The organism is Microbacterium sp. CH-015, assembly GCF_049707015.1.
GTDB classification, from domain to species: Bacteria; Actinomycetota; Actinomycetes; order Actinomycetales; family Microbacteriaceae; genus Microbacterium; species Microbacterium aurum.
Window position 1 is genome coordinate 862,179 of the sequence record NZ_JBNAFJ010000001.1, and the last position, 12,303, is coordinate 874,481.

Genomic DNA, 12,303 nt, shown 5'->3' on the forward strand with positions numbered 1-12,303 from the left:
CCCCTAGTCTCCCATGAGCGCCGAGCGCATGACGTCCACGACCGCCTCCTCGTCGGGCAGCGGCTCGGTCACCGCGCCCGTCGCGAAGGCGCGGATCTGCAGCACGGCTTGGCGCAGCAGCATCCCGCGGCCATCCACGGCGTGCCCGCCCGCCTGCTGCCACGCCGTCGCGAGCGCGGTCGGCCAGTGCCCGTACACGACGTCGTAGAGCAGTCCCCCGCCCTCGGCGAGCCGTGCGGCCGCGCTCTCGTCGAGCGCGGCGCCGCCGGGCAGCGTCGAGATGGTGAGCGGGACGGATGCCGGCGCCACCGCCGTCATGGCGGTGATCGACACCGCGACCGACAGGCGCTCCCCCAGCGTCGCGAGGGCGTCGGCCGCCTCGGGGCGGCGGCCGACGACCTCGACCGTGCGGGCGCCGAGTTGCGCGAGGGCGACGAGCGCGGACGTCGCCGTCGCACCGGCTCCCACGATGCGCGCCCTGTCGAGCGTCGAAATGCCCTGCGCCTGCACGTCGGCGACGATCCCGCCGACGTCGGTGTTGAAGCCGCGGCGCTCCCCGCCCGTCAACACGAGCGTGTTGACCGCGCCGGTGAGTTCCGCCGGGCGGTCGCGCGTCGTGGCGGCGGCGAAGGCGGCCGCCTTGAGCGGGAAGGTCAGCGACAGCCCGCGGTACGACCCGTCGAGGCCGTCGACCTCGGCGGCGAAGCCGGCGGCGTCGACACGGCGCCGGCCGTACGTCCAGTTCCAGCCGAGGCGCGCGTACGCGGCGGCGTGGAGGCGCGGGGAGAGGCTGTGGTCGATGGGGTCGCCCCAGACCTCCAGCCGTGTCGGCCCGGTCAGCATCCGCGGTTGTCGTTCGCGGTGCACCACTCGTTCCACTTGGCGATCGCGGCCTCGTGCTCGGCGTAGGTGTCGGAGAAGATGGTCTCGCCGGTGTCCATGTTCCAGGTGACGAAGTAGAGCCAGTTCCCGTCGGTGGGGTGCATCGCCGCGTCGATCGCGGTGTCGCCGGGGTTGGAGATCGGGGTGGCCGGCAGGCCGTCGATCACGTAGGTGTTCCAGGCGTTGTCGTCTTCGAGGGCCTCTTTCGACGAGCTTGCGCTGCCGTCGTGCATCTCGCCGTAGCCGTACTGCGCGGTGGAGTCCATCTGCAGCTTCATGCCGTCGGCGAGCCGGTTCGCGATGACGCGCGAGACCTTGGAGAAGTCGTCGGGCAGGCGGGCCTCGCGTTCGATGATCGACGCCGTGATGAGCACCTGCTGGCGCTGATCGACGGGCACCCCGGCGGTGTCGAGCGACTGCACCGTGCGGTTCACGAGCGTCGTGATGACGTCCTGCGCCGTCACGCCGGGATCGAACGTGTACGTCGCCGGGAACAGCCAGCCCTCCAGGCTCGTTGCGTTCACGCCGTAGGCGGAGGGGTCCGCCGTCGCCGCCTGCAGGTCGGCCAGGGGCAGTCCGAGGCTGGCCGAGAGGCGGTCCAGCGTCTGCGCCTCGGTGAGCCCTTCGGGCAGCTGCGCGGTGAACTCCTGCTTGTTCGCGGGGTCGAGGAGTGCGGTGAGCGCTGCCGCGGACGTCATCTTCTGCTGCAGGGCGTAGACGCCGGGCTGGAAGGGCGGGTTCTGCGCGGACTGCACCAGGTAGTCGTAGAACGCCTCGGGCGTCTTCGTGACGCCGGCCTCGTACAGGGTCTGCGAGATGGTGGAGCCGGTGTCGCCGCTGACGATCGTGACGAGCGCCTCACCGGTGGCGAGCCCCGCCTCGTAGTCCTTGGGCTCCTCCCAGCCCATGAACGCGCGGATCTTGTCCTCGTACGTGTTCCACACGTAGAAGCCGCCCGCGGTGATTCCGCCGATGATCGCGAGGATCACGCCGAAGATGACCCACGCCGCGATGCGGCTCTTGCGCCGGTCCTTCGCGTGCCGGCTGTCGCGGGCGTTCACCGCACCGGCGCCGTCGAACAGCGTGTCCAGCTGCGGGGCCGCGTCGGCGACGGTGACGCCGGTGGGTGCGGCCGCGGCCGCGCGCGGCGCGTCGGTGGTGCGGGCGGGGGCGTCGGGGGTGCGTGCCGGCGTGGCGGCCGCTGCGGCGGACGTCGGGGCCGCGGGCTCGGATGCGCCCGGCGCCGCGGCCGTGTCGGGCTCGGACGTCGCCGCGGCTTCGCGCGCCGCCCGCCGCGACAGCGGTGCGTCGGGGGCGGCCGGCGCCGACTCGGGCTCCTGGGCAGGCTGCGACGTCCGCGGCGACGGCAGTTTGCTGAAGAGATCCGCGAACGTGTCGTCGCCCTGCGGGTTATCGGGCATCAGGTCGGCTCCTGCGACTCGGTGAGTGAGACACCGGCCGGGGTACCGGTGCTCTTCTCGACGTCGATCGCCTGCTGCAGCAGGACGACGGCGGCGACTTGGTCGACAATCCTACGAGACGAACGCTGAGAACGCCCGGACTCGCGCAGGACCGCGTGCGCCGACACCGTGCTCAGGCGCTCGTCGACGAGGCGCACGGGCAGGGCGGATGCCGCCTGCAGCGCGGCCGCGAACGCGCGCGCGTCCGCGGTCGACGCGGTCTCGTTTCCGCTCAGGCTGATCGGCAGACCCACGAGGAGCTCGAACGCGCCGTACTCGTCGGCGAGCTCGGCGACCCGCCGTGGTGCGGCCTCCGAGCGGGCCACCGTCTCGACGGGCACGGCGAGCAGCCCGTCCCGGTCGCAGCGTGCGACCCCGACGCGGGCGGTCCCCACGTCGATGCCGAGTCGGACGCCGGGCCGGAACCCGCTCACGCGGTCGCCGTCTCCAGCGCGCGCGTGAGGGCATCGAGGGCAGCCGGGAGCGCCGCGGCATCCGTGCCACCGCCCTGGGCGACATCGTCGCGGCCGCCGCCACCGCCGCCGAGCACGGCGGCGGCGGTCTTCGCGAGCTGTCCGGCACGCGCGCCGCCGCCCCGGGCGACGTCGTCGGTGGCGACGATCACGACGGGACGCTCGCCGACCTGGGCGCCGAGCGCCACGACGGCGCCCGCCCCCACGCGCTCGCGCACCTGCAGGGCGAGGCTGCGCATGTCGTCGGCGGATGCCGCGGTGCCCAGCGACTGCGCCACGACGCGGAACGGTCCGACCGCCTGCGCCGCCGCAGCGAGCTCGGGAAGTCGGCTCTCGAGCGCCTTCGCCTCGAACTGGGCGATGCGCTTCTCGGCGGCCTTCAGGCTCGCCGCGAGCTCGGCGATGCGGGTGGCCAGCTGGTCCTTGGGGGTCTTCAGCGACGTGGTCAGCTGCGAGACGATGGCCCGCTCGGCGGCGAGCTCGCGGAAAGCGTCGAGGCCGACGAGGGCCTCGACGCGGCGCGTGGACGCGCCGACCGACGACTCGCCGACCAGGTTGATCAGCCCGACTTCGGCGGAGCTGGAGACGTGCGTTCCCGCGCACAGCTCGCGCGACCACGGTCCGCCGATGTCGACCATCCGCACGGTCTCGCCGTACTTCTCGCCGAACAGGGCCATGGCGCCGAGCGCCTTGGCCTCATCCAGCGGCAGGACGCGCGTGGTGACCTGCAGGTTGTCGCGGACGGCGTTGTTGGCGATCTCCTCGATCTCGGTCTTGGTGGCCTCGGACAGCGTCTGGCCCCACGCGAAGTCGAAGCGCATGTAGCCGGCGCGGTTGAGGGAGCCCGCCTGCGTCGCGCTCTTGCCGAGCGTGTCGCGCAGCGCAGCGTGGACGAGGTGCGTCGCGGAGTGCGCCTGCTGCGCGGCGCGGCGGTTGGCCGCATCCACGACGCTCGTGGCGGGCTGGCCGACGCCGACCTCGCCGCTGGTGACCTCGACGGTGTGGCTGACGAGTCCGGGGACGGGCTTCTGCACGTCGAGGACTTCCAGCTCGAACCCGGGGCCCACGATCATGCCCTTGTCGGCGACCTGGCCGCCGCTCTCGGCGTACAGGGCGGTCTCGGCGAGGATCACCTCGGCGATCTGACCGGTCGTCGCCCGCGGGGCGGGGAGGCCGTCGACGAGCAGCCCGAGCACGGTCGACTCGGTCTCCAGGTCGCTGTAGCCGGTGAAGATCGTCTCGCCCTGCGCCCGGAAGTCGCGGTACACGCTGGTGTCGGCGAGCTGGCGCTTGCGGGAGCGGGCGTCCGCCTTCGCGCGGGCGCGCTGCTCCTGCATGAGGGTGTCGAACGCGTCGCGGTCGACGCTCAGCCCCGCCTCCTCGACGATCTCCAGCGTCAGGTCGATCGGGAAGCCGTACGTGTCGTGCAGCAGGAACGCCTCGGCGCCGCCGATCTGGGTGGCCCCGGCATCCTTCGCCGCCGCGATCGACGCATCGAGGTTCTCCGAGCCGGCCGCGAGGGTCCGCAGGAACGTCGCCTCCTCGGCGAGGGCGTACGCCGACAGCCGCTCGTACTCGTCGGCGACGACCGGGTAGGCGTCCTTCATCGCGTCGCGCGACGCCGCGAACAGCGTCGCGAACGTGGGACCGTCGACGCCGAGCAGGCGCATCGAGCGGATGGCGCGGCGCATGAGCCGGCGCAGGATGTAGCCGCGGCCGTCGTTGGAGGGCGTGACACCGTCGCTCAACAGCATCAGGGACGAGCGCACGTGGTCGGCCACGACGCGGAAGCGCACATCGTCGTCGTGGTCGGCACCGTACGTCTTGCCGGACAGGCGCACAGCCGCGTCGAGCACGGGACGCACCTGGTCGGTCTCGTACATGTTGTCGACGCCCTGCTTGATGAAGGCGATCCGCTCCAGGCCCATGCCGGTGTCGATGTTCTTGTTCGGCAGCTCGCCGACGATCGTGAAGTCGTACTTGCTCATAACGTCGGTGATCTCGTACTGCATGAACACGAGGTTCCAGATCTCGACATACCGGTCGTCGTCGGTCGCCGGTCCCCCGTCGATGCCGTACGCGGGGCCGCGGTCGAAGAAGATCTCCGAGCAGGGGCCGGCGGGGCCGGGCAGCCCGGTCGACCAGTAGTTGGTGTCCTTGCCGAGGCGCTGGATGCGCTCCTCGGGGAGGTCGGTGAGCCGGCGCCACAGGTCGTGCGCTTCGTCGTCCTCCTCGTACACCGTGACCCACAGATCCTTCGGGTCGAACCCGAGCCCGCCGTCGGCCTCGCTCGTCGTGAGCAGCTCCCACGCGTAGCGGATCGCGCCCTCTTTGAAGTAGTCGCCGAACGACCAGTTGCCGAGCATCTGGAAGAAGGTGCCGTGACGCGGCGTCTTGCCGACCTCTTCGATGTCGTTCGTCCGGATGCACTTCTGGTTGTCCGCGGCGCGCTTGTAAGGCGCGGGCACGTCACCGGACAGGTACGGGATGAACGGGACCATGCCGGCGACCGTGAACAGCAGGGCCGGGTCGTCGGTGACGAGGGATGCCGAGGGCACGATCGTGTGCCCGTTCTTCTCGAAGTAGTCCAGGTAGCGCTGCGCGATCTCGGCGGTCTTCATCTCGGGTTCCTGTGGAGTCTGTGGGCATGCATGACCGCCGCGCCCCTGCCGGGCGCCGTGCGGTCTGGGTCAGTCGGCGAGCTTCGCCGCGGTGTCCTTCGCGGCCTCGACGGCGTCTGCGGCGGCATCCTTCGCCGCGTCGACGGCGCCGGCGGCGGCATCCTTCACGTCGGCGGCGATGCCGTCGATCTTCGCCTCCTGGGCCCGGTAGGCCTCGCCGATGCGGTCGGTGAACTCCGTGATGCGGGCATCGACCTCGGCGAGCACTTCGTGGCCGCGCGGGTCCTTGTTGACCAGGTGGGCGGCGACGAAACCACCGGCGAGTCCCAGCACGAACCACACGACGCTCTTCATGGGTTCCATGTTAGGTGCAAACGCCGAAGGGCGCCGGGGAGACCCCGACGCCCTTCCTGCCCCGCGCGGTGAGCGAGGGCAGCGAGACGAAACGCTCAGCGCGCCGCGTAGTACTCCACGACGAGCTGCACGTCACACGTGACGGGCACCTCGGCGCGCTTGGGACGACGCACGAGCTTCGCGTGCAGCTTGTCGAGCTCGACCTCGAGGTAGCCCGGAACCGGGGGCAGAACCTCGGCGTGGCCACCGAGGGCGGCGACCTGGAACGGCTCCAGCGCCTCGCTCTTGGGCTTGACGTGGATGGTCTGACCCGGCTTCACGCGGAAGGAGGGGCGGTCGACGAGCTGGCCGTCGACGAGGATGTGACGGTGCACGACGAGCTGGCGGGCCTGCGCCGTCGTGCGGGCGAAACCGGCGCGCAGCACGAGCGCGTCCAGACGCATCTCGAGCAGCTCGACGAGGTTCTCACCCGTCAGGCCGTCCTTGCGGCGGGCCTCGTTGAAGGTGTTGCGCATCTGCTTCTCGCGGATGCCGTACTGCTCGCGCAGACGCTGCTTCTCGCGGAGGCGGACGGCGAAGTCGCTGTCCTGCTTGCGCTTGGTGCGACCGTGCTCACCGGGAGCGTAGGGGCGCTTCTCGAGGTACTTGGCTGCCTTGGGGGTCAGCGCGACGCCGAGGGCGCGCGACAGACGCACCTTGCGGCGGTCCTGGGACTTCGTAGCCACGAAGCTGTCCTTTCCTGACGCGGTCGTGACTGTCACGACTCGCGGACGTATCGCCTCTCCTCGCCCTGTCCGGACTGCACGCCGGGGCATGCCGGAAGGTCGGTCAAGAAGAGAGGGGATGCCCGAAAACTCGGTTTCGAGCCGCTCAAGTCTAACAGACGCCCTCTCGGCGCCGCGCGATCACAGGAGCGCTGTCCACGCGAGGGAGAACAGCGGCACGTACAGCAGTGCGATGAGCAGGGCGTGGGTGAGGACGAACCCGCCCGCCTCGAGCGCCTTCCCGCGCTGACGCAGATGCGCGACGAGTTTGCGGAGCATGGATGCGGGATGCCGGACATCCCAGCTGTTGAAGCGCAGGTAGCGGCCGAGGTACACGCCCACGGCACCCAGCACGATGACGACGCCGGCGAAGGTCCAGCTGCTCGCCGGGACGCCGCCGGAGGGCGGGTCGACCATCAGGATGAACATCGTCTGCACGACCGCGAGGCTCAGCACGGCGTTGGCGATGCCGGAGAGCGTCAGCGCGAGCGTCTGCACGATGTCGTACCAGAGCGGCACGGGCGTCTTCTCGGCGCGATGGCTGAAGTTCAGCTCCGTGATGAGGTACACCGAGTTCGGGAACAGCAGCAGCCAGAGGACGGTCGCGACGACGAGATAGATCCAGACGACGAGCGTTCCCGCGCCGATCGTGGACTGCGCCGTGCTGCTGATCGCCGGCACGATCCCGACGAGCCCGACGCCGAAAACGAGCGCCAGGAGCACCGGCAGGAACGACAGCCCGATGTTCACCAGCATGGGTCGGTACAGCGCCACGCCGTACACGCGCGAGCGCAGCACGATGAGGATCGCCGCGTAGAGGTTCAGGAGCACCACCGCGACGGCACCGAGGACGAGGGCCGACATGCGTCCAGCCTGACACAGGCCTCAGGCCGGCGGTGTGGCGAGGATCACGACCCGCGCACCGCCGCAGTCACGGCCACAGGAACACCGCGAACAGGAAGAGCAGATACAGGATGCCGGCGGCGACCGCGAAGGTCTGCGAGATGCGCCCCCAGCGACTGCGGACGGCGGCGACCGCGAACGCGCCGGCGAGGAGCGCCCAGACGAGTTGGTGGCCGAGATCCACGACGAGGCGCCGCGGCCCCGCGGCATCCGCGACCTCGACGCCGTCGCCGACCGTCGCGAACACGATCGCGACGATGCTCGCCGCGACGGCCGCGAGCGTGTACCACCGGCGCCGCGGCACTCTCGTGCCAGTGGTCATGCGAGGGCCTCCTCTTGCTGGCGGAGCCAGGCGATCAGCGTATCGTGCGCGCGCAGGCCGGGGTCGTCGTGGATCGTGGCGTGGGACATGACACCAGGTCAGGGCAGCAGATCGAGGATGCCGACGGGGTACACCGGAAGACCGCCGGCGCGCAGCGCGGCGATCTCGTACCACCCGACGGTCGTGTGACTGTCGCGCACGGCGATCCGCTCGTCTGCGGGCAAGGCGGCGAGGCCCGCCGAGGCGACCGCGAACACGTGGACGATCTCGTGACCGCGGCCGCTCGAGGTGTCGAAGATGTTCTCCGTGACCGCGAGCAGCCGGGCGTCATCGATCGTGGCGTCGAGCTCTTCGGCGAACTCCCGCCGCACGGCGACCGCCGCCGGCTCGCCGAAGGAGATTCCGCCGCCGGGCGCGCGCAGGAACTCGCCGTGGCGGGCGTTCGCGGGGTACGACTCCAGCAGCACCGACCCGTCCCGCACGAGCAGCCCGACGGCGATCACGCGCACGCGGTCGAGCTTCACCAGCTCGCCGGCGTACGCGTCCACGGCGCGGCGGTAGCGCGGCAGATGCGGCGCCAGGGTGCGCAGCGCCAGCGCGAGCGCCTCGGTCGGCTTCTCATCGCAGTGCAGGGCGAGCGCGAGGAACGCCTGCGCGGCGTCGTGGAGCGGGTCGGATGCCGGGACGGCGCGCAGCAGCGCGATCGCGCCCGAGGCATCGCCCACGTTGCGCAGCGAGCTCGCGAGCTGGATCGTCGCCTGCGTGCGGAGGTCATCGCTCAGACCGTCCGCGAGGGCGGCGCGGTACAGCGGGATGGCGGCATGCTCCTCCCCCAACGAGTCGTGCAGGGAGCCGCGCTCATACGCCGCGCGCGCATCGTCGATGCCGCGTTCGGCCAGCAGCGCCTCGAGCCGCGCCCGCGCACCCGTCGGGTCGTCGAGCTCGACGCCGTCCCAGAAGTCGTCGAACCGCGCGTCCCAGGCATCCGTCGTCATCGTCCGATCCTCGCATCCGCGGCTCACGCGGCGCGCATGACCGGGCGAACGGCAAGGTCTTCGAAGCGACACGCCGCGCTTTCGCCGTCTCGCCCGGCGTGTCGCGCACGATCCCTTGCCGTTGGCGTGAGCACGGCGACGCGCCAGCACATCGATGCGTGAGCACGGCGACGCGCCAGCACGGCGATGTGCCGATCGGGGGCTCAGTCCCCGAGGATCTTGCGGATCTTCTCGACGCGAGCGGAGATGTCGCGCTCGAGCCCGCGCCCGGTGGGCTCGTAGTAGCGCCGGCCGCGCAGCTCGTCGGGCAGGTACTGCTGCGTCGCGACGCCGACCTCGAGGTCGTGCGGGTACACATACCCCTTGCCGTGGCCGAGCCGCTTGGCCCCCGGATAGTGCGCGTCGCGCAGGTGCGTCGGGACGCGGCCGAAACCGCCGGCGCGAACGTCGGCGATCGCGGCGTCGATCGCGACGTAGGCGGCATTGGACTTCGCCGTCGTCGCGAGATAGGCCGTCGCCTCGGCGAGCGGGATGCGTCCCTCGGGCATGCCGATGAAGGCCACGGCATCCGCTGCCGCCACGGCGATGACGAGCGCCTGCGGGTCGGCGAGGCCGATGTCCTCGGATGCCGAGATCACGAGCCGCCGCGCGATGAACCGCGGGTCCTCCCCGGCCTCGATCATGCGCGCCAGGTAGTGCATCGCCGCATCGACGTCGGAGCCTCGGATCGACTTGATGAACGCGCTGATGACGTCGTAGTGCTCATCACCCTGGCGGTCGTAGCGCAGCAGCGCGCGGTCGACGGCCTGCGCCACGTGTTCGGCGGTGACGGCGCCGCCGTCGTCCGCCACCATCGAGGCCGCGGCCTCCAACGACGTCAGGGCGCGGCGGGCATCGCCGGAAGCCAGCTGGATGAGCGCCGTCCGCGCTTCCGGCGACAGCTCGACGGCCCCCGCGAGCCCCCGCGCATCGGTGACGGCGCGGTCGATCAGCAGCCCCAGATCGTCGTCGGTCAGCGGCTGCAGCGTCAGCAGCAGCGAGCGCGACAAGAGCGGCGAGATCACCGAGAACGACGGATTCTCGGTCGTCGCGGCGATGAGGATCACCCAGCCGTTCTCGACACCCGGCAGCAGCGCGTCCTGCTGGGCCTTCGTGAAGCGGTGGATCTCGTCGAGGAACAGGATGGTGGACGCGCCGTAGAGATCACGCTGGGTCATCGCCTCCTGCATGACCTCGCGCACATCCTTCACACCCGCCGTCACGGCGGACAGTTCCACGAAGCGGCGACCGGAGGTGCGGGCGATCGCCTGCGCCAGCGTCGTCTTGCCGGTGCCGGGCGGCCCCCACAGGATCACCGAGACGGCGGTCTTCGCCGCCCCGGCCGCGTCGGCGAGGGCGACCAGCGGCGACCCCGGTCGCAGCAGATGCCCCTGCCCGGCGACCTCGTCGAGCGACGTGGGCCGCATCCGCACGGCCAGCGGGGTCTGACCTTGGAAGAGAGCGGATGCCGATGCCACACGTCCAGGCTATCCGCGACCACCGACGCGGGCGCGTTTGTCCGGTTCGACCGCCGCGCCGTAGGCTTTGTCCGGCCCCGGATCGCCGGGAACGAGGGAGGTCCCGTGGCTGCGGGTGCAGGTAGGAGCAAGTCGCGCGTCGAGCAGGAGCGCGCCCGGGTGTACCGCGCGCGGCAGGAGTTCCATCAGGGACTCATCGCGCGCCGTCGTCGTGACAACCTCATCGCCGGCGTCGCCGGCGGCGCACTCATCCTCGCGGTGATCGGCGGCCAGATCGCCTTCTACACCGTCGGCCCGGGCGCCCCGGTGCCCTCCCCGAGCGCCACGCCGACCCCGTCGGATGCGCCGACGCCGGCACCGACGACCGAGCCGGCCCCCGTCGAGTCACCCGCGCCGACCCCCTGACGACGTCCGCGTCGGCCGCGGGCCCGCATATAGGCTGTATGCCGACCGAACCCCCAGGCGGCATGGGCCGCGACGAGGTGCTACCCGTGACTGACGCTTCCACTCCCCCGTCCGACGAGACGATCCCCGCCGACGCGACCGCCGAGACGGCCGTCGAGCAGGATGTCGCCGCCGGTGGCGACGCCCTCACCGACGAGGCCCCCGCCGACGAGGCTCCGGCGCCCGCGCTGTCACCGCGCAGCATCCCCGTGCCCCGCCCGCCCGCGCGCCGACCCGCCGTGGCGCCGATCTCGGCCGCACCGGCGGCGTCGTTCGGACGCGTGGACGATGACGGCACGGTGTCGGTGCGTGAGGGCGACCAGTGGCGCGTCGTCGGCCAGTATCCCGACGGCACTCCCGCCGAAGCGCTGGCCTACTTCGAGCGCAAGTACGCCGACCTCGCCGGTGAGGTGACTCTCCTCGAGACCCGCCACCGCAGCGGCGGCGCTTCGGCCGCCGACTTGCGCGCGACGGCGAAGACCGTGCGCGAGCGCGTCACGGGCGCGGCTGCCGTCGGCGATCTGGCCGCCCTCGAGGACCGGCTGTCGGCGCTCGAGGCCGAGCTCAGCGAAGCCTCCGCCGAGGAGGCGCAGGCGCAGCGCGCCGCCGTCGATGCCGCCGTCGCCGAGCGCACCGCGCTCGTCGAGCGGATCGAGGCGATCGCCGCTCGCGACCCCAAGTCGATCCAGTGGAAGCAGACGACCGCCGAGGTGAGCGAGCTGTTCGACCGGTGGCAGAGCCACCAGGCGAGCGGCCCGCGTCTGCCGAAGAGCCTCAGCCAGCAGCTGTGGAAGCGATTCCGCGACGCCCGCGCGACGCTCGACAAACACCGTCGCGAGTTCTACGCCGGCATGGACGAGCAGCACCGCGCCGCCCGCGACGCCAAGGCGCGTCTCGTCGAGCGTGCCGAGGCGCTGGCCAGCAAGGGCGAAGAGGGCATCGGCGCCTACCGCACTCTCCTCGACGAGTGGAAGAGCGCGGGCCGGGCCGGCAAGAAGGCCGACGACGCCCTCTGGGCACGCTTCAAGGCGGCGGGCGACGCGCTCTACGCCGCGCGCGGCGAGCGTGAGCAGGCCGACGCCGAAGCCTCCCGCGAGAAGATCGAGGCCAAGCGCGCGTTGCTGACCGAGGCGGCCGCGGTGCCGAAGGAGAAGGACACGGCCAAGGCGCGGGCGCTCCTCACCGGCATCCAGCGTCGCTGGGACGAGATCGGTCGCATCTTCCCGCGTGAGGCCGAGCGCGGTCTCGACGACGACCTGCGCAAGATCGAGCAGGGGCTGAAGGCCCGTGAGGACGCGGACTGGAAGAGCAACAACCCCGAGACCAAGGCGCGCCAGAACGACATGACGCAGCAGCTGCGCGACGCGATCGCGGGGCTCGAGGCCGATCTTGAGAAGGCCAAGGCCTCGAAGGACAAGAACGCCATCGCCAAGGCCACCGAGGCGCTCGAGGCGCGCAAGAGCTGGCTGAAGGCCCTCGGCGGCTGACCGCGCGCCAGCTCATCGCCCTCTCCCCAGCGTCCGCGCGCGCCGGGTTGTCCACAGTTGCGCTTCTCGCCCCCGCGGGCG

The 12,303-nt window shown here is 71.7% G+C and carries 12 protein-coding genes; 2 read left to right on the top strand and 10 right to left on the bottom strand.

Annotation, left to right across the window (positions count from 1 at the left end; translation table 11 throughout):
* Positions 1-3 precede the first annotated feature (3 nt).
* The 10 genes from ACPYN4_RS04055 to ACPYN4_RS04100 all read right to left on the bottom strand — a co-directional run bounded on the left by ACPYN4_RS04055 (position 4) and on the right by ACPYN4_RS04100 (position 10,240).
* The gene (locus tag ACPYN4_RS04055; protein ID WP_424445660.1) at positions 4-843 is read right to left on the bottom strand and encodes a shikimate dehydrogenase family protein; all 840 of its coding nucleotides are present in this window, start codon (positions 841-843) and stop codon (positions 4-6) included.
* Positions 837-2,303 carry an endolytic transglycosylase MltG gene (mltG, locus tag ACPYN4_RS04060; protein WP_424445661.1) on the bottom strand — a complete coding sequence of 489 codons (1,467 nt, stop codon included), beginning with the start codon at positions 2,301-2,303 and terminating at the stop codon, positions 837-839. Before mltG ends, ACPYN4_RS04055 begins: the two co-directional genes overlap by 7 nt.
* A complete protein-coding gene (gene ruvX, locus ACPYN4_RS04065; RefSeq protein ID WP_312676587.1) occupies positions 2,303-2,776 on the bottom strand; it encodes a Holliday junction resolvase RuvX in 474 nt (157 codons plus the stop codon). The genes mltG and ruvX overlap by 1 nt, the downstream gene beginning before the upstream one ends.
* Positions 2,773-5,436 (bottom strand): alanine--tRNA ligase, encoded by a 2,664-nt coding sequence (gene alaS, locus ACPYN4_RS04070; RefSeq protein WP_424445662.1) that lies wholly within the window; start codon positions 5,434-5,436, stop codon positions 2,773-2,775. The genes ruvX and alaS overlap by 4 nt, the downstream gene beginning before the upstream one ends.
* Positions 5,437-5,505: 69 nt before the next feature.
* On the bottom strand, positions 5,506-5,790 hold the full coding sequence (locus ACPYN4_RS04075; RefSeq protein ID WP_315551361.1) for an ATPase: 285 nt from the start codon (positions 5,788-5,790) through the stop codon (positions 5,506-5,508).
* Between the two features lie 95 nt (positions 5,791-5,885).
* A complete protein-coding gene (gene rpsD / locus ACPYN4_RS04080) occupies positions 5,886-6,515 on the bottom strand; it encodes a 30S ribosomal protein S4 (protein ID WP_076692206.1) in 630 nt (209 codons plus the stop codon).
* Positions 6,516-6,695: 180 nt separating this feature from the next.
* Entirely contained in the window at positions 6,696-7,418 is a 723-nt protein-coding gene (locus ACPYN4_RS04085; RefSeq protein ID WP_424445663.1) for a DUF1361 domain-containing protein, read from the bottom strand.
* A gap of 67 nt (positions 7,419-7,485) precedes the next feature.
* Positions 7,486-7,779, bottom strand: coding sequence for a hypothetical protein (locus tag ACPYN4_RS04090; protein ID WP_424445664.1), 294 nt, complete (start codon positions 7,777-7,779; stop codon positions 7,486-7,488).
* Positions 7,780-7,877: 98 nt separating this feature from the next.
* Positions 7,878-8,774: a tetratricopeptide repeat protein gene (locus ACPYN4_RS04095; protein WP_424445665.1), complete on the bottom strand. Its 897-nt coding sequence runs from the start codon at positions 8,772-8,774 to the stop codon at positions 7,878-7,880.
* A gap of 203 nt (positions 8,775-8,977) precedes the next feature.
* Complete coding sequence (locus tag ACPYN4_RS04100; RefSeq protein WP_076692205.1) at positions 8,978-10,240, bottom strand: replication-associated recombination protein A; 1,263 nt, start codon at positions 10,238-10,240, stop codon at positions 8,978-8,980.
* A 156-nt stretch (positions 10,241-10,396) separates the two neighbouring features.
* Between ACPYN4_RS04100 and ACPYN4_RS04105 the strand changes: the two genes are divergently transcribed.
* Together ACPYN4_RS04105 and ACPYN4_RS04110 are read left to right on the top strand one after the other, a co-directional pair.
* Positions 10,397-10,696 carry a dioxygenase gene (locus ACPYN4_RS04105; RefSeq protein ID WP_076690844.1) on the top strand — a complete coding sequence of 100 codons (300 nt, stop codon included), beginning with the start codon at positions 10,397-10,399 and terminating at the stop codon, positions 10,694-10,696.
* Positions 10,697-10,782: 86 nt separating this feature from the next.
* Positions 10,783-12,222 carry a DUF349 domain-containing protein gene (locus ACPYN4_RS04110; protein ID WP_424445666.1) on the top strand — a complete coding sequence of 480 codons (1,440 nt, stop codon included), beginning with the start codon at positions 10,783-10,785 and terminating at the stop codon, positions 12,220-12,222.
* The last annotated feature ends 81 nt before the right edge of the window (positions 12,223-12,303 follow it).

Excerpts from the sequence above, each read along its gene's own strand:
- ACPYN4_RS04055 (WP_424445660.1), bottom strand. The coding sequence starts at position 843 with ATGCTGACCGGGCCGACACGGCTGGAGGTCTGGGGCGACCCCATCGAC.
- mltG (WP_424445661.1), bottom strand. The coding sequence starts at position 2,303 with ATGCCCGATAACCCGCAGGGCGACGACACGTTCGCGGATCTCTTCAGC.
- alaS (WP_424445662.1), bottom strand. The coding sequence starts at position 5,436 with ATGAAGACCGCCGAGATCGCGCAGCGCTACCTGGACTACTTCGAGAAG.
- ACPYN4_RS04075 (WP_315551361.1), bottom strand. The coding sequence starts at position 5,790 with ATGAAGAGCGTCGTGTGGTTCGTGCTGGGACTCGCCGGTGGTTTCGTC.
- ACPYN4_RS04085 (WP_424445663.1), bottom strand. The coding sequence starts at position 7,418 with ATGTCGGCCCTCGTCCTCGGTGCCGTCGCGGTGGTGCTCCTGAACCTC.
- ACPYN4_RS04090 (WP_424445664.1), bottom strand. The coding sequence starts at position 7,779 with ATGACCACTGGCACGAGAGTGCCGCGGCGCCGGTGGTACACGCTCGCG.
- ACPYN4_RS04095 (WP_424445665.1), bottom strand. The coding sequence starts at position 8,774 with ATGACGACGGATGCCTGGGACGCGCGGTTCGACGACTTCTGGGACGGC.
- ACPYN4_RS04100 (WP_076692205.1), bottom strand. The coding sequence starts at position 10,240 with ATGCGGCCCACGTCGCTCGACGAGGTCGCCGGGCAGGGGCATCTGCTG.